This window comes from Marinilactibacillus psychrotolerans (assembly GCF_900101525.1).
GTDB lineage: Bacteria > Bacillota > Bacilli > Lactobacillales > Carnobacteriaceae_A > Marinilactibacillus > Marinilactibacillus psychrotolerans.
Map to the genome: position 1 here is coordinate 18,591 of NZ_FMZD01000002.1, position 17,477 is coordinate 36,067.

Below are 17,477 nucleotides of genomic sequence, written 5' to 3' on the forward strand. Positions count from 1 at the left end.
ATAAATCCGCGACTAAAAGATTATAGTTAGAATGCTTCAGTATTTTAAAGGACCAAAATTTTTAGAATCTTTGTTTAATTTGTTCTATAAGATGTTAAATATATAAGTTTTTAAAAGAATAAGGAGCAGTTATCTGTCAGATAGCTGCTCCTTATTCTTTTAATTGATAAAGTCTTTTCTATAATCAATATCCTCTAGCTTATGGATAGCATTCTCAATCTCAGGCAAAATCTTTTCATACCAGCCGAGTCGATTGGCGCGCATCAGAACCCCTACTGCATGCGGATACGGGTCGACTTGCTCCCAGTGTGCCTGCTGCTTTAATAACAGCTGCTGCAGCTCCTCGAAATAGTGCTTTATTTCAGTATTTGCTACTTCCATTACTTAACCTCTCCTTTTATTTTCTGCAATAAAAAAAACGTCACTTAGTAATTAAGAAGTGTGCGCCTGAATGATGGTCTTATTTTCCAAGTTTACACTTGTTGGATTTAGCACCGTGCCAAAAGGTTGGTTGCTGAAGCCTCATCGGGCCAATTCCCTCCGCTTGCTCTTAATAAGCTTTTCTATTTTTTTAGTATTATATTAACATATCTTAGCTTTATTATCTATCATTCTGTAACCTTCTAAGAAAAAGGGATTTGTTAATGATTTACTAAAAAGTGGCTTCTAATGGGGGCAGGTTTTGCTAAGATAGAAGTAATTAATAGGAATACAAATGAATGATACAGCAATTGAAGTTTGAGAAAAAGTTCAATACATAGGCAACCTGAATCAAAAAAGGAGACAGTATGAATGGAAAAATTTAGAGATTGGATCGATATCGGATTGCGTGCCACCATCGGATATTTGATACCTATATTTTTTATCTTATATGTTATTTTGGAAGTTACGTTCAATATAGAGTTGTATAATCTGTTTGAAAAATCTTTTATTCTATTCTTAATTGCTCTGTCGAGTTATTTAGTTCCTGTGATAAAAAGATACCAGTATCATAAAGTAGGAATTTATCTGCCGGCTTTTAAAGGTGTCAAAAAAACTTTAGATGAAAACCGATGGGAAGTTCTAGTTTTACATAATAATGAAATAATTGTTAGACCAAGGTTTGATTTTCCAAATCGTATCGTACTTAACAGTAAAATATCGGCAGAGTATAAACAAGATAGGCTTGAATTCGCAGGTCCATTTTACTATGTTGATCAATTGATCACTGATCTTGGTGGGCGTACAGGTGAGGAGGACAAGAAAAAAGAAAAAGGCTGGTATAAAAGCACCTATGGAGCTGTAGCTTTTACAATTCTCTTCCCATCCATACTTAATGGCGGCATGTTGTGGGAGATAAAGCGTTTATACCACAACATTTTTGTGGAGGCAGAGACCATAGTTGAAATGCCGGATGATCAGACGATAGGAAACTCAGTTGAAAATATTAATAATGACAGCTTCGCAGCATCGGACGATAGATATATTTTTTATGTTGAAGATGGTTATCAAATCAAGAAGGCAAAAAAAGAACTTAGAGATAGTCAGACTCTTGTAACAGCCGAAAAAAATAGGGAGATAGAAGAACTGAATCTGGTTGGAGACTGGCTTTATTACACAGAGCAGGATTTTATAGAAGATAAGGCTGCACTTAAAAGACTGAATATAGAGAATGAACAAAGTGAGACACTTTATATGATGGGTGGTGCAACCCAACTTCATATCTATGATAACTGGATCTATTTTATTAATGCTGAGGATGAATTTAGCTTATACAAAATGGATCTTAATGGAAATGATGTTCAAAGTGTACATGCGGAATTCACTACAGATCTGGCTGTATATAATAACCAGTTGATCATTAGTAGTTCTGAAGAGGAGGGAGATTTGAAAACCATTATCCGAGATACTCCTGGAAATTATCATAGCACGATTATGAATGAAGAAATGCACGATCTAGTGAAGTGGGAGAATTATTATTACTATATTGGGGAAAACGAAGGACTGTACCGTGTGAAAACGACTTTAGAATCTGAACCAGAAGTACTTGTCGAACACAACATCTCCAACTTTACCATAACGGAACAAGGGATTTTCTATTCCTTATATAGAAGAAGTTCTATGTATCTAGAAGAAGACAATGGTGTTTATCAGATGGATCTTGAAGGGAAAGAAAGAAAGCTTGTATACAAAGTTAATGATACAGTAGAAATCGCAAAAGTGAATGGAGACTTGTTATTCAGAGCCACCGGAGAATACGGATATGAGGATATAAAATGGTATGAATTAGGAACAGACCAATAATTATAATAGGATGTTTATTTTTGATCTATTGAAATAAGCTAGATGGCAGGGGATTTATTTTTTGTTGAGCTAAACCTCTTTTGAAGTATGTAAAAAAGGTATGAACGAATCTCTTCATTCATACCCTAAATTATAAAGTCTGTTTGATTTCTCTTTAGTAATTTTTTTTTCGAAATGCTCATTCTGCATAAAAAGAATTGTTTCAAATGGGAAACAATGGATAAGAAGCTGTTAAATAAGGTTTGCTTCTTTTAGAATCTCTTCTATATACGTATGCTGAGTTTTTTTAATAGCAGCATCTACCAATTTTCTTTTTACAAAAGGAAGATCAGCTTCTGTGAGCTTCTGTTTATCTGACAAGTAGTAGATCGCATCAGCAAGTGTGCGAATATCATAAGCAGAAGCAAAAACTTCAGGAACACCACGTTCGACATTTAGTAACTGGTAAACAGCTTCCATAGCTGTTCTGACAGAATATTCAGTAGTAAATACAGTATCGCGTTCTGTTTCTGAAAAATTCCCGATAAAAGCCAAGTTTTTTGATCCGTTTGGAACCACTAAAGGTCGGTCTCCTGGTTCTCTCAGCATAAAATACGAAGTAATAAAAGGCATATAAACAGGAATCACTTTACAAGATTTTTCAGATAGCGTTTGAATGTCTTCTTCTACTATACCCAAATGATACATTAATTCTTGCACAATCTCCTGACCGGAACATTGCTCGATTGGTTTTTTTATATAATTTCCTGGTTTATTTGATAAAAGGCCGTACACCCACATAATTGTTTGCTGTTCATTTTGTCCCTTGAAATGTGGTTGACGATGCACTGCAAAGCTCATTAACCAATTAGAATCTTTAATGGTAATAATCCCGCCGGTAACAATATTACCTGTTCTCAATTTCCGTCGTGTTAAACGAGAAATATAGGGCTCAATATCAAAATTTTCCCAAGTAACGGTTGCTGAAACAAACCAGCTTTCATCTGGAAGATTTTCATAAAAGACTTCTGGGTGTCCGAATTCTGGGGATTGTTTGGCTAAGTTATTCCAAAGTTTCCAGCTTCCGCCTAATTCATGTGTTATAGGTGCCGGTGTATAATGGTCTCCTTGGGTAGAACTTTCCGTTATAGATCCATTTGTAACAAAAACTAAATCATTTTCAGTCAAAGGGATTTCTTGTGTTTCTTCATCTTTGGTCAGCAAAATATTGCGTGCAACTTTGGTTTCAGTATCAATGTCGACTTGGATATTATTGATTTGTGTTTCATATTGGAAATCGACACCTTTATCTTTTAAGAATGTTAGTAAAGGTTTAACTAAAGATTCATATTGATTAAAACGAGTAAATTTTAAAGCAGTAAAATCAGGTAACCCTTTAATATGGTGAATAAAGCGCATTACGTAGCGTCTCATTTCAATTGCGGAATGCCATTTTTCAAATGCAAACATTGAACACCAATATAACCAGAAATTTGATTCGAAAAATTCATCATTAAAGACATCTTCAATTTTTTTACCAATTAATTGATCTTCAGAAGTCATGAATAATTCAACTAATTCTTTTTGTGCTTTTTCCGATAATGTAAACTGTCCATCATCAGGGACACGCTCTCCCCGGTTATGGAGAATACGACAATTAGAAGAGTTTGGATCATCGTGATCTAACCAGTAAAACTCATCTAAGACAGAAGCATCTTCTACTTCAAGAGAAGGAATAGAGCGAAATAGATCCCATAAACACTCAAAATGACTTTCCATTTCACGACCACCACGGGTAACAAACCCATCATGAGGGATAAATGTTCCATCCAAAGAACCGCCTGAAAGAGACAACTCCTCGAAAATGTGAATATTTTCACCTCGCATATGTCCATCTCGTATCAAAAAAACTGCAGCTGATAATCCGGCTAATCCAGCACCCACAATATAAGCGCTCTTTTCATCAACGCCTTCAGGCTTCCGACTTCTTGCGAATGCTTCATAGTTTCCACTTGTGTATCTCATTATATGATCCTCCTATATGATTTGATGTACTAATTCTATTCCTATTGTGAACTTTGTTCAAACGAAATGAATAATTAGATTTATGTAGATTTTGCGTGGGAAATTCTTTTAAAAATTAGATTAATTAGGTATATTAATTGAGTGAGGATAGATGTTTGTAGTGTAAATTATTAGATAGAAATAGATTCTGTTTAAATAATTTTATTCTGGAATGGAAGTTGAATGAAGAGTTGTCTTTGGACTGAAAGTACGGAAAGATCGATATACTTAAAACGCATAATAGTTTACAAACTAGTGCTAGTTGAATAATAACTAAGTATTTCTGAATATCAAATAAATAAGAAAAATTTTGATACTCTCTTATTAAAATGTAAAATAAGGAAACAATATAGAACTTATTTTTGTAAGTGTTAAAATTTATAATGAAATAATAGTAAAATACCTATTTAGATTAAAGGAAACTTGAAAGGAGTTTAAGGAATAATGGATGACAATATTGAAATCAGATTGATGAATCAAAGAGAAGCCGTTGAGATTGCGGACGAGTGGAAGTATGAACCACCTTATGATTTCTATGATATGACAGCGGATGTGGAAGACTATGAAGAGATTCTGGATATGAAATCTCGAGGGAATCATTATTACTCGGTCTTGGAAAATCAAAAATTGATTGGTTTCTTTTGTGTTTTCCCAGTAGAATCAAAAACTATCGAAATAGAATTAGGTCTTGGATTAAAACCGGAACTAACGGGGAAAGGATTAGGGAGAAAGTTTATGACACTGATTTTAGTGTACATAGAACAAGCATTAGGTTGTCATAAGGTATGGTTATCGGTAGCCGACTTTAATCAGAGAGCTGTAAAGTTATATCAACAGGTTGGATTTGAATATGTAAACGAAAAAACACAAGATTCAAACGGTGGAAAATATAACTTCATAGTGATGAATAATTTTAGTAAGAAGAAAACAAAAATGTGAACAAATGTGATAAAAATACTCTTAGAATGAAAACTATATTGATTCCTAAAATGAGATTAAGATAAGGCTTCCCTGATAAAATCATTGGGAAGTCTTTTAATATGGAAATTAATGATAAAAATTTCCTGTTTTAAAGAATAACACTATTAATTTATAGAGTACATATCCGATAATAGTAAGGCTGTCCTAACGGAAGATAGTCATTTTTTATGATAAATAGTATGCAGGAGGAAAAAAATGAAAATTACTACAAAGTTAATTATTTCTTATTTAACGGTAGCACTAATTGTTGTTGTGTTAGGCGTTGTATCATATGTTGGTTTAAACACTCTTAATGGTGAACTTAAAGATCTGTATAACGATCGCCTTAACCCAACTATTACATTAACAGAAATGGCTCAGCAAATGGAAAATACGCGTGTTCAAATGATATCAGGGGTAGCTTATGAAGAACCTGCGAATGGCCAGGTAGCACAAATGAACTTAGATAGTATAGATGAACTACTTCTAAAATACGAAGATAGAAATATGAATGATACTGAAGAAGAAGTCTTTCTGCAATTGAAAGAAAACTGGGCAACTTATTCAGAAACTGTAAGAGAAAATATTGAATTACTCTCTGATCAACAATATGAAGAAACTTTGGAGAATGTACGCGGAGCTAGTGCGTCATTTAACGAAGTAAGCGGAAATTTATCCCAACTAGTTGAGGCAGTAGATAATGCAGCTGTAACTGACTACAAAAACAGCCAAAGTGTGTTTGAAACAACGAACTGGGCAATCCTTGTGGTAGCCTTAATTGCTACATTAATAGCTATTGCGATAGGATTCTTAATGGGTAGAGTAATTGGATCTCCACTCAAAAAGATTTCGATTAAATTGGATAAAATTGCCCATGGAGATCTAACTGAAGAAGTTGAAGAAACGAAACGAAAAGATGAGATTGGTGTATTAGTCAATACCACCAAAAAGATGCAGCACGAATTAAAAACTTTAATCGAGGCTGTATCAAATGCAACGATGCATGTATTAAGTTCAAGTGAGGAGCTCACTCAATCTACAAACGAAGTTGTAACTGGAGCGGAACAAATTGCTGTAACGATGCAAGAGCTGGCAACTGGATCAGAAAACCAGGCGGGTTATTCAAGTGACTTAGCGGATACTATGAATCATTTCACTAGTACTATTGAAGACTCTTCAAAACAAAGTGATCATGTTTTGAAAACATCAAATCAGGTTCATGATCTTACGGAAGACGGAAAAGAAAAAATGGATAGTTCAGTACGTCAGATGCAGACTATTGATCAGATCGTTAAAAAAACAGTTATTGGTGTTAAAGAATTAGATGATAAATCTACCAAAATTTCAAAATTAGTTAGTGTAATTGAAAATATTGCTGAACAAACAAATCTTTTAGCTCTTAATGCTGCTATTGAAGCTGCCAGAGTTGGAGAACAAGGAAAAGGATTTGCGGTAGTAGCGGATGAAATTAGACAATTAGCAGAGCAAGTGTCAGTATCAGTAGTCGATATCACAGGTATCGTAAATGATATTCAAACGGAAACTTCCAAAGTAGTTTTGGATCTGGAAGATGGATATGATGAAGTAGAAAAAGGAACAACTAAAGTTCAAGAAACTGGTGAAACTTTCACTAAAATTTCTTCTGCCATTAATTCAATGGGACAAGCAATAAAAGAAATCTCTGAGAAACTAACAGATAATAAAGCTATGACTTTTAAAATGAATTCAAGCTTAGAGGATATCGCCAGTCTTTCTCAAGAGTCAGCAGCTGGTATAGAACAAACGTCAGCATCTGCACAACAAACAACAAGCACAATGCAGGAAGTATCAGCTAGTTCTGAAGCCCTAGCTAAACTTGCGGAAGACTTGAATCATATCGTAGAACGATTTACAGTCTAATTCTAAAAGTGAACGATCTTATTATGTAAAACATTCATCAAAAAAATTGTTGCTTAAAAAATTAAGCAGCAATTTTTTTATTTAAGAAAATGGATTAGGTCGGGTTAAGAGTTAAATAGTGAAGCAAGCGATTAATAAATAGTACTACTATACAAATTATAAATATCTAATAATAGAATTTTGTAATGTAAGGGTTATATCAGTTTGTTTCGTGAAATTACTAAACAACACTACTCTTTAATGTGGTATTATTATTAATTATAATATCAAAAATAAGTTGAAGGGGTTTAACAAATGGAAGGTTTTATGGAAGGGACCATGAAAGTCAATGAGTTTGTCAACGACTTGGTGTGGGGATGGCCATTATTATTATTGATTTTCGGAACAGGTATTTTTTTAACGATATACACACGTTTTTTTACTTTTAGGAAATTTGGTTACATAATTAAAGAAACATTTTTTAAGATGTTTAAAAAAGATCAAGTAGGAGAAGGAGAAGTCACAGCATTTCAAGCAGTCTCTACAGCCTTAGCGGCAACAGTTGGGACTGGAAATATAGCTGGAGTAGGAACGGCCATAGCGATTGGTGGCCCCGGTGCAGTTTTCTGGATGTGGGTTGCTGCAATGTTTGGTATGGCGACAAAATATGGTGAAGTTGTTCTATCTATTAAATACAGAGAGAAGACAGAAGATGGACGTTTTGTTGGGGGGCCGATGTACTATTTAAGCAAAGGCGCCAACATGAAATGGCTGGCAGTTATTTTTGCAGTTTTTGGAACACTGGCGACTTTTGGAATTGGGAATATGGTTCAATCCAATTCAGTAGCGGATTCTTTGAATGCTACTTTTGGAATTGAGCCGTTCATAACAGGCGTTGTACTGGCGCTCTTGGTCGCTTTAGTGATTCTTGGTGGAATCAAATCAATCGGAAAAGTTACAGAAATTATTGTTCCATTTATGGCTGCTGTCTATATTATCGGTGGCGTAAGTATTATCTTGTTGAATATTGGTTTGATACCAGAAGCTTTTAGGATTATTTTTCATGATGCCTTTACAGGATCAGCAGCGGCTGGTGGATTTGCTGGGTCATCTATTATGTTGTCTATAAGATATGGTGTAGCTAGAGGTATATTTACGAATGAAGCAGGTCTAGGTAGTGCACCGATTGCACATGCGGCTGCGACAACAGATCATCCAGTAAGACAAGGCTTATGGGGAGTCTTTGAAGTGTTTGCTGATACAATCGTTTTGTGTACGATAACGGCTTTAGTGATCGTTATGACAGGAGCATGGGATACTGCCCTTGATGGTGCACCGCTGACAACAGCAGCGTTTGAAGAAGGATTACCGTACGGAGGATATGTCGTAACATTTGGATTGATTTTCTTCGCATTTTCAACATTATTAGGTTGGTCTTACTATGGAGAACGCTGTATGGAATATTTATTCGGACCAAAATCCATCATTGTATACAGACTTGTTTACTTGCCGTTGATTGTGGTCGGATCAGTTGGAGGCTTGCGAGTAGTCTGGGCACTAGCCGATACGCTTAATGGATTGATGGCTTTGCCTAACCTTATAGGATTACTGATTCTGAGTCCTGTCATTGTTAAATCTACAAAAGATTTCTTTGGCAAAAATGGTATTTATGAGAGAGAACAGAAGCAAAAATAAGAGTAAAATGTAAATAGACTTTTTAAAAAGATGATCCCTCATGAATCAATATGGAGGATCATCTTTTTTATTTTCGTTTATGTTTATTATGTTCCTTCATTTCAGAAATGAAGTGTTCATGATTTTTCTCCAATAGAAAAGTATCATTAGTTCAGTTTCTAATGCCTCAGCCAATCGACAAGCAAGAGACCTGGATTATAAAACTCCTTTTTCAATTGAAATAATTGTACATTTTGATACATAGACTTGATCTGCCAATTGAGAATTAAGTTAAATTCTATTTCTTTCGATATTCTTTCAATTTGTTTCCCATTTGACCCTCCCAAAAAAGTGGAATATACTTCACTTTTAGAGAAGGAGTAATAAAAAATTCAATTAATTGTGAAAAGATTTATAAAAACTTATAATGGGGTAAAAAGTAATGAAAACTTTTATTTGGGATTTAGATGGTACACTTATTAACTCATATCCTATACTTTTGAAATCTCTAGAAGAAACTTTCGAACACTTTGAAGTTCCTTATGAAATTAATGAAGTAAGAAAAGTAGTTTTGAATCAATCAGTAGTCAACTTATTAAAGCAAACCTCAGCCGATTATAACGTAAAATATGAAGAGGTGAAAATATTATTTTCTGATAAATTACGTTCTAAAAATAAAGAAATTAAATTAATGGATGGCGCCTTAGAGGTCCTTAATTGGACTATGGAAAAGGGAATTGAGAACTATATATATACTCATAAAAGTAAAAACGCTATTGAAATTCTTTCTAGGTTAAGAATAGAGAAATATTTTTCTGAAGTAGTTACAAGTTCAAATGGGTTTCAAAGAAAACCTCATTCCGAAGGGATAGAGTACTTGATGAATAAGTATCAGTTGGAAAAAGATCATACCTACTATATTGGGGATAGGAATCTTGATGTTGAGGTAGCGATTAACGCTAATATAAAAAGTATTAATTTAACTCAACCATCCTCTGAAATTAATGTTAACATCTCCAAATTAACTGATATATATGCACTGTTTTAATAGGGATTCAGAATAAACAAATCAGATTTGAATCGTAATGATTTGCTATAAAAAATAGGGTTCAAAAAATTGTAATATAAAAACCAAGTTATTTGATCAAGATAGACTTTAGAAAAGGAGTGCAAACTATTAAACTCAAAATACTTACTGGACTAAGTGTGCTTTCTGGATTGATTTATTTAGGTCTATATCAATCTGTATCTAGTACAACAAATCGCCTATTATTCTTTATCACACTAGGGATTATATTCATATCTCTTTTGCAAGATAGAGTAGAACTGAATACCCATAAATACCTACTCTATCTTTTGTATTTAAACAGTATGATAGTCATTTTGATACCCATTCAATTTTATGGTCAAGAACTGAGCAAGATGTATAAATTATTTCTAAGTATCTTAGTAATTGGAGGAATTGTAGTCGATATAATTTGGAGAAATAAGAAGAAAGAGTAAATAACTATAGATAGGCACAGACAGATTTCTACTGCTTGCGCCTATTTCTTATTATTCGTTTTAAATAATTAAAAAGCTTTATGAGAATGAAGTCTCATTAACTTTAAAGCATAGTGATAACTCTTCTATCAAAGTAATCTAATTTAGATATACCTTTGTACTCTTTTAGTACGTCTTCATCGATGCCTAATAAGGATTCTAAGAAAGTAGAGTCAATTGAATAAGTATCTAAAAATTGATCTAAACTTAATAAATTATTCTCAAGTATAAGAGAAAGTAAGGCACGAACTTTTCCAGGTCTTACAATAGGTATATCTTCATCTAAAGGTTCTATTACTTTATACTTCATACGATTTAATGCTGAATAAAAATAGCGATTTTCTTCAAAAGAAAGTAAATTCAATTTATAAGCACGGTATTCTAAAGCCTGAATTGAAACATGATACTTCATTTTAAGTTCAATATAAGAATCAGGGTTAGACTTTTTAGAGAGTTCCTGAAAGTTTTTTATGAACTCATCTTTCGGTAGTAAAAAGTAAGAAGCAAAATCATTTGCTTCATGTTCAACGCGTCTCAGTTCTTTTTTATCAAGACTATCCATATCGATATGCTTATGCATGAGCAGATGTCCCAACTCATGAGCAAGGTCAAAATTACGACGCACAGAAGATTTTTTTTCAGTACCAAGTATAATAAAAGGAATATCTTTATTGGTCCAGGTACTATAAGCATCTATGCTTAATCCCATACTTTTCTCTAATATATATATTCCAGACAACTCTAATCTATATAACAACTCTTTATTTTCTGATACTCCAAGTTTCTTTCTTGCAATAGAAGCTGCTCTTTCAATGTCCTTTTTACTAATAGCAAAAGAACGATCATACAAACACTTTTCAATGTCTTTTCTTAAAGAATGTATATTTTGAGAGGGTAAAGTTAATGGTGTTTCGAATTTAGAGATAAAATGGCTTATAAAATTGATATAAGTGATTTCCATCTTAGCTTTTTTTCTAGAATCACGATCTTCCGCTCTATAGGCAATTCGCTCGATGTCAGTGACATTCTCTACAAAAGAATCGGTGTAAAAGAACTGGGACTTAACTGAGAAGTACTTTTTAAGTTCATTTACAATTTCAAATTTAGGTGCTGTATATTGGTTTTCAAACTGCCATACAGCTTGCTCGGTCACATTAATTTTTCCAGCAAGCTCTTTTCTGGAGAGACCATTCAATTCACGTAAGGCTTTTAATTTCTCTCCGTAAAACATGTTCAACACTTCCTTAATTGTATAGTTACTTATCCTTCAGATTCACTTTCTTGTTCAGTTGGAACAGCATAACCAAATGCATTTAGATCACCTGAAAATATAGTGTTATCACTACTGATTTCTTGCATGATTGGAGCTGCGTCTTCAGGGGTAATATCTACTGCACTACTTTGGATATACGGAGTTAAATCTTCCACTACATTTAAAGCCATTGTTTCACTGTTAGGCATTGTCAATTTAATTGAATCAATCATTTTAGTAATATCATTGATTTCATAAGTGACAATATAAAAACGAGAATAAGTTTCTTTTACAGATAACTGTTTTTGATTCATAACAGCATGGATTTCAGCTGGACTTGATAATTCTAACTCAATTTGTTCATTTTGTTGAGAAAAGATTTTTCCAGCAGATTTTAATTCAGCAATATTAATATCTGAAAGGGAATGTAAGTAGTTTCTTTCAGGATTATTTTTGCGTTTGCCGTTAAAGTGTTTTTGAGTTCGCTTTGAATTCTTAATAATAATCAAATGCTTTTCAGCTTGTTCACTTAGAGTAAATTGTAAATATTCCCAAGCATAACCAGCTTTATCCATCTGATACTGAAGTCCTAAAGATTCAACAGCTCTTGCTACCTGATCATCGATATGATTTCCTTTTGTCCAAGCGTATGCTCCACTAACCCGCATTTCTTCTTGCTTTCTTTTTCTTTCCTCTAAGTATTCTAAGTATCCATATTGTGTACCATCTACGATTGCTTGATTAATTACCTCATTCAACTTGAATTGATTCATAATAACCTCCTATATACATTTTTAATCATTATACCATTATTTAAAAAGTAAAAACATTAAATAACTGTTTTTTTTAAAGTGATAATTTAATATTATTCCGATTTAGTAAACAAATCTGTAATAAATAGCTGTTTAACTTCGAATGATAAGACGTAGAAACTAATAAAAACCTGAAGAGATCTTTATAATTCTTTGACCATCAGTACAAGCAGTCTTAAATACGGATAACCAAAGAGTCTTCCAATAATTTAGTAATCGTTTTATTAGTGGAATCTCAAGTTCTCTCGCTCTTAAATCCATATGCTTACTCTTTAAATCAGTCTCTGCTGAGACTGAGACCGCTACGGTTTTGCCAAGGATTCTACGATATTCTGAGAGAGTTGTCATAGCTCTTAAACAGTAGTGGAGTATTAATAGGCGAAGCCGAGAAGATAAGTTTACTTTCTTTAATTCATATTTATCTCTATGATAAATATGAATTTTTATTATAGAATAAGCAAATTCAAATTATAAACAGCGGTCAATAAAGATTGCACCTTATGTGGAGTGATTTTTAGATAAACCATTTGTAAAATTTAATTACGTAATATATAATTTACGTATAAGTAATATATAAATTACTTCCGAAATGGAGAAATGCTCATGTTCAATAGGGTGAAAGAATACAGAATTGAAAAACGGTTATCACAAAAAGAAGTAGCGGATTATGCTGAAATCACACGACAGACGTTGAGTTTGATAGAAAAATTCGAATATAATCCATCACTAAAACTTTGTTTAAAAATTTGTTATGCACTGAATCAGACATTAGATGACGTATTTTGGATAGAAAAAGGAGAGATATAATTGTGAAAAAAATAAAAGATGAAAGATTGATCATGAGAAACTTAAAGAATATCCGAATTGCCTTTATTGTAGAGAATGTAGCTATTATTTTTACTATGATTTATCAGGTACTCAGTGGGCAAGCTTTTTATGAGGTGTTTAGCCGTGATAATCTTTTATTCATAGTTCTGATGATTGGATGTTTTACACTGACGTTTTTATCTATGAACATTAGTATTCAGATGGAAGGTAAAGAAAAAAGATCTAAAAAAGCAATCTATTTTTTTAGTTCAGCAGTTTTTGGGGTGGTAACACTAATCAACTATCTTCTACCAGGGGGTACAAATTTACCTGTTGCATTATTAAGTGGGATCATCATGGGTGGAATTACATTTGGTATCCTGAAATATATCAATAAGTATCGGGTCTAATGAATGGATTTAAACGTTGATTTATTAATTAAAAATGCTGCAAAGTTAGGTATACTATTTGACTACACCTGCTATATTCTTTACGCTTAATTTAGTGGGAAGTGGGTGAAAATAATGATGAATGATACGTGGGGGATGGATCCGACTGGAGCGTTTCAATGGTTGGAAGCAACATTGTTATCAAGCTTTATTTTGCAGATTCTAATGATTATACTCGCTGTTGTTGCTATAGTAGCCATTATTTATGGTATGTTAGTGTTACGTCAGTTCTTGAATATATATAAAGCAAACAGTGAAAAGGTTTATAAAAATGACGATGAATATATGGACTGATTTTAAAATATGATGAGCGAATTCAATTGTTACAGCAAAAGCGTTGTTTCCGCTTATGAAAAGAATCTAATAGATGAAGTGGAGGCTGTTTTGCTCACTTCATCTATATTTTTATAAAAGTTCATTCTATTTTTCAATTTATTGATAAAGGTATGGCAAAAATAAATAATGTAAAACTATATCTAATATTTATTTTTCAGAAGATTTTAGTAGAATATCAGTCAGGAATTACAGCATCGCTTTTATTGCCTGAAAGTTTTTGGAAATCCTTCAATGAATTGACTTCTTGATTATTCCATAACCATCTAGATAGTATCTGATTCTTTAAATAATATTTATTATTTTCAAAAATAGTGTTTGTATTTCCTTCATATTCATGACTGATAAATAAACCAGAAGAGGACGCGGTCATTTCATTAGATTCAATTTTATTTGAATGTGTATAGTACTGAAATAAAAGTTGCCCACCTTCTAAGCCAATTGTATCGTTATCAGTCAATATATTTTTGGAAATTAAAGAATGAGTAGTACCGCCTCTATCTGCATCATACCCACCAATAGAAATTCCTGTATAAGCATTCTCGTATACTGTGTTGTTTAAGATTTTTATATGCTCAGCTGATCGATCTTTATGTTCTGAAGTTGCTTCAATGCCAATGTCATTTTGATAAACTTGATTATTTTTTATAGTAATATGTTTTCCGCCATCTACATAGATGCCGCCAGCACTATAATCTTTCGCATAACTCGGATTATGATAACTTGAGTTATTGTGAATGGTATTGCCGATTACTTCGCCATCACGAGCGTAATCTTGTGAAGTGTCATTTGCAGTATCTTCGTATCCAATTATGTCGATTGCGATATTATCTGTTTCATAAATATGATTTTCTTTAATAGAAAAGTTACTTACGTTTCCATTTATAACAAGTGCCTCACTAAGTCCGAGTTTGAGATTGGTCAAAGTGTTATGCTGAATATCTATCGTATCGATTTTTTCATTTCCATACACAGCTATTCCGTGTGCATTTCCTCCAATTACAGTTGTAGAGATGTCCTGGACGGTATTATTGGAAAGTGTGATATTGTGACTGTTTCCAGTTATTAGTATGCCTATATTTGTTTTGTAGTCATGCTTAGTGGTTAAGTTTTCAATTGTTAGCCCATGTACCGTAATATAACTGTGACCATCTATTTCAACAAGTGCGATATCTTCAGGATCATCTTCAAGTTTACGGCCGCTTATTGTGACCTTTTCATCTTGATAACTTTGGAAAAAAATGGGTGCGTTTCTTGTTCCGTCATGCTGAATGATAAGCGGTTCATCATAGATTCCTCCTCGGATATTCACAGTTGTTCCAGAGGTTGCTTTATCAGCAGTGGCTTTAAGGCTAAGAAGTGGCTGGTCAATGGTTCCTGGATTCTGATCATCCCCCTCAGTTGAAACATAAATAACAGATTTTACTACATTGTGATTTTGATAAATCATCCCAATACTAATACCACTAACTAGAAATACCAATCCCAGAAATACCAGTAACTTTCTCAATATATTTTTGTCCTCTCTGTTTTTCGTTATATAGGAAGAATGTTTACTTAGTATAATCTATTTATGTATAAAGAGAAATAAAAATTCTAAATTATAGCTACTACTTTTTAATAGAAAATTTTTACTTATAAGTTAAGCTTCTTTTTTATTGCTCATATTTACTATCTTATCTTCCCCCAAACAATCTTTTGTTTTATAGTTATATAAAGAATCATTTCAAAAAAGAAGGGTAGAGAGTAAATGGATGAGTTTGTCAGAAATACAAATAAATTTATTTTAAATATTCGTGATTATAACTAATGGATTTGTCGATTAAAAGAATTTCGAGTTATGAAAACTATATCCATTATTCTATGTGTATGCTTGGCGGGTTCTTCGGTAGCTACGCTTTGTTGTTAAGAGGAAACTTTGGATCTGCTCAGACAGCTAATCTAATTCAGCTTTTTATTAATGTCAGTGCATTTAATCTATTTGACATTCTATTTAGAACTTTGGCATTATTTTTGTTTGTTTTATTCTTAATGCTATCATTTTATATTAAAGATAAATATACGTTGCAATCTGTTAAGATTTGTTTACTAGTTGAGATTATAAGTGTTCTGGCAATTGGATTGATACCAAGTGGAGCCAATGATTTAATGGCGTTGCTCCCTTTGTTTGCGCTGACTGCTTTTCAATGGGGCATGTTCAATGGAACGAAAGAATATACGAGCCCAACTTTATTTTCAACGGGTAATATCAGACAGTGTATCAGTGGATGGATTGACTATAAGGTATCAGCTAAAGCTAAAAGCAAAATGAAAGCTTTATTTTATAGCTATACTTTGATTTACTACCATCTGGGTGTTTTAGCTGGCATTGCTTTGACCTATACGTTTGGAGCAAAAGGTATTTTTATCTGTTTAGTTCCACTGTTTATTAACCTTATGATTGAAATGAAACATATAAATTGAGAAGACAAAAAAATACAGAGCATTTGAAAACGGGTATACTTGGTTAACTGTATCGGAAAGGGGAGTAAGCTCTATGAGTCCAGATATACTTCAAATGAAAAGGAGAAAAGCCACACTGATAACTTTTGTGATTGCTTTTCTTGCCCTCTTTTTTTCTTCGGGAGAAACGTATACGGAAATCTTATTTATAGGAGTATATGGTGGAGCGATTGTAGCAGGGTTAGTTTATCTGTTGTTTAGCATTTTTATCTATTTCTATTTTTTGATTAGACGATAGATCAATCGGCTGAAAGTGAGTTTTTACAAGAGCAGAGTCTTTTTTATATTTAGAAAGTAAATTTTAGTTTAATACATGAGAGTATAAGGACTGTAGAACTAAACTAAGTTACCCGTAAAATAGCTGTAGACATAAAATGTTAGGAGTAGATTAGGTGCAACAATCTGTTAAATTGATAAAAGAAGTGGTAGCCGCAATCGTAAATCATGAGATGGATGATCTCATACAAGAAGAGCAAAATAGTGAATACGAAGGGGTACGGTTCAATTTGTTGAATCAAACCTATAGAAGTCGCCTTGCAAAAAGCACCCCAAAGAAGCAAGGCTATTTTGTTGTGTTCTGGGAGAAAGATAATATGGATAAAAACCAGCCTTTTACTTACCTATCAAGTCCAGATCGAGTCATTGTAACAGTAATGGATAATGAAAAGATTGGTCAGTTTATATTTCCTAAAACTGTTTTACATAAACAAGGTATTTTAAGCAGTGAGATTTCGAAAGGTAAAATGGCCATAAGAGTTTACCCGAGCTGGATAAGTAATTTGAACCCGTCCGCAGCCAAAACACAGAAATGGCAAGTAGAGTACTTTGTTGATTTATCCCATAAAATGGATCTTGATAAACTTACTTATTTATATAATTTTTAATAGGCTATCATTAGTTCATTATTGATATCAAAATTTTTGATTTTCACTTTGTATAGGA

At 33.1% G+C, this 17,477-nt stretch carries 16 protein-coding genes and 1 riboswitch; of the genes, 11 read left to right on the forward strand and 5 right to left on the reverse strand.

All coding sequences use genetic code 11. The features are described from left to right. Positions 1-159: 159 nt before the first annotated feature. The gene (locus tag BLT22_RS01185) at positions 160-381 is read right to left on the reverse strand and encodes a hypothetical protein (protein ID WP_087057400.1); all 222 of its coding nucleotides are present in this window, start codon (positions 379-381) and stop codon (positions 160-162) included. 76 nt (positions 382-457) lie between these two features. Further along, a riboswitch (SAM riboswitch) is annotated at positions 458-560 on the reverse strand. 232 nt (positions 561-792) lie between these two features. On the opposite strand from BLT22_RS01185, the gene BLT22_RS01190 reads away from it, so the two are divergent. After that, on the forward strand, positions 793-2,283 hold the full coding sequence (locus BLT22_RS01190; RefSeq protein WP_091759753.1) for a DUF5050 domain-containing protein: 1,491 nt from the start codon (positions 793-795) through the stop codon (positions 2,281-2,283). A gap of 231 nt (positions 2,284-2,514) precedes the next feature. Here BLT22_RS01190 and BLT22_RS01195 read toward each other — a convergent pair whose 3' ends face one another. Beyond that, on the reverse strand, positions 2,515-4,287 hold the full coding sequence (locus BLT22_RS01195) for an oleate hydratase (RefSeq protein WP_091759756.1): 1,773 nt from the start codon (positions 4,285-4,287) through the stop codon (positions 2,515-2,517). Between the two features lie 483 nt (positions 4,288-4,770). Between BLT22_RS01195 and BLT22_RS01200 the strand changes: the two genes are divergently transcribed. From BLT22_RS01200 to BLT22_RS01215, 4 genes are all read left to right on the forward strand, one after another. Continuing rightward, positions 4,771-5,265, forward strand: coding sequence for a GNAT family N-acetyltransferase (locus BLT22_RS01200; RefSeq protein WP_091759761.1), 495 nt, complete (start codon positions 4,771-4,773; stop codon positions 5,263-5,265). A 237-nt stretch (positions 5,266-5,502) separates the two neighbouring features. Continuing rightward, complete coding sequence (locus BLT22_RS01205; protein WP_091759763.1) at positions 5,503-7,185, forward strand: methyl-accepting chemotaxis protein; 1,683 nt, start codon at positions 5,503-5,505, stop codon at positions 7,183-7,185. Positions 7,186-7,479: 294 nt separating this feature from the next. Beyond that, positions 7,480-8,859 (forward strand): alanine/glycine:cation symporter family protein, encoded by a 1,380-nt coding sequence (locus BLT22_RS01210; RefSeq protein WP_218127223.1) that lies wholly within the window; start codon positions 7,480-7,482, stop codon positions 8,857-8,859. 421 nt (positions 8,860-9,280) lie between these two features. Then, a complete protein-coding gene (locus BLT22_RS01215) occupies positions 9,281-9,886 on the forward strand; it encodes an HAD-IA family hydrolase (RefSeq protein WP_091759766.1) in 606 nt (201 codons plus the stop codon). Positions 9,887-10,444: 558 nt separating this feature from the next. Here the strand turns inward: BLT22_RS01215 and BLT22_RS01220 are convergent. After that, the gene (locus BLT22_RS01220) at positions 10,445-11,611 is read right to left on the reverse strand and encodes a spr1629 family repressor/antitoxin (protein ID WP_091759767.1); all 1,167 of its coding nucleotides are present in this window, start codon (positions 11,609-11,611) and stop codon (positions 10,445-10,447) included. Positions 11,612-11,640: 29 nt separating this feature from the next. Then, positions 11,641-12,405 (reverse strand): spr1630 family ClpXP-sensitive toxin, encoded by a 765-nt coding sequence (locus BLT22_RS01225; protein ID WP_091759768.1) that lies wholly within the window; start codon positions 12,403-12,405, stop codon positions 11,641-11,643. 642 nt (positions 12,406-13,047) lie between these two features. Between BLT22_RS01225 and BLT22_RS01230 the strand changes: the two genes are divergently transcribed. The 3 genes from BLT22_RS01230 (at position 13,048) to BLT22_RS01240 (ending at position 13,994) form a co-directional block, all read left to right on the forward strand. After that, complete coding sequence (locus BLT22_RS01230; protein WP_371861786.1) at positions 13,048-13,251, forward strand: helix-turn-helix transcriptional regulator; 204 nt, start codon at positions 13,048-13,050, stop codon at positions 13,249-13,251. A gap of 2 nt (positions 13,252-13,253) precedes the next feature. Beyond that, positions 13,254-13,661, forward strand: coding sequence for a hypothetical protein (locus BLT22_RS01235; protein WP_091759772.1), 408 nt, complete (start codon positions 13,254-13,256; stop codon positions 13,659-13,661). Positions 13,662-13,778: 117 nt separating this feature from the next. After that, a complete protein-coding gene (locus BLT22_RS01240) occupies positions 13,779-13,994 on the forward strand; it encodes a hypothetical protein (protein WP_138471328.1) in 216 nt (71 codons plus the stop codon). 217 nt (positions 13,995-14,211) lie between these two features. On the opposite strand, the gene BLT22_RS01245 is transcribed toward BLT22_RS01240, so the two are convergent. Then, positions 14,212-15,543, reverse strand: coding sequence for a right-handed parallel beta-helix repeat-containing protein (locus BLT22_RS01245; protein ID WP_091759775.1), 1,332 nt, complete (start codon positions 15,541-15,543; stop codon positions 14,212-14,214). Positions 15,544-15,842: 299 nt separating this feature from the next. Here BLT22_RS01245 and BLT22_RS01250 point away from each other — a divergent pair, with 299 nt between their 5' ends. The 3 genes from BLT22_RS01250 to BLT22_RS01260 all read left to right on the forward strand — a co-directional run bounded on the left by BLT22_RS01250 (position 15,843) and on the right by BLT22_RS01260 (position 17,419). Beyond that, a complete protein-coding gene (locus BLT22_RS01250; RefSeq protein ID WP_087057413.1) occupies positions 15,843-16,496 on the forward strand; it encodes a YoaK family protein in 654 nt (217 codons plus the stop codon). Positions 16,497-16,569: 73 nt separating this feature from the next. Then, the gene (locus BLT22_RS01255; RefSeq protein WP_087057414.1) at positions 16,570-16,773 is read left to right on the forward strand and encodes a hypothetical protein; all 204 of its coding nucleotides are present in this window, start codon (positions 16,570-16,572) and stop codon (positions 16,771-16,773) included. 154 nt (positions 16,774-16,927) lie between these two features. Then, complete coding sequence (locus tag BLT22_RS01260; protein ID WP_091759778.1) at positions 16,928-17,419, forward strand: MepB family protein; 492 nt, start codon at positions 16,928-16,930, stop codon at positions 17,417-17,419. Positions 17,420-17,477 lie beyond the last annotated feature (58 nt).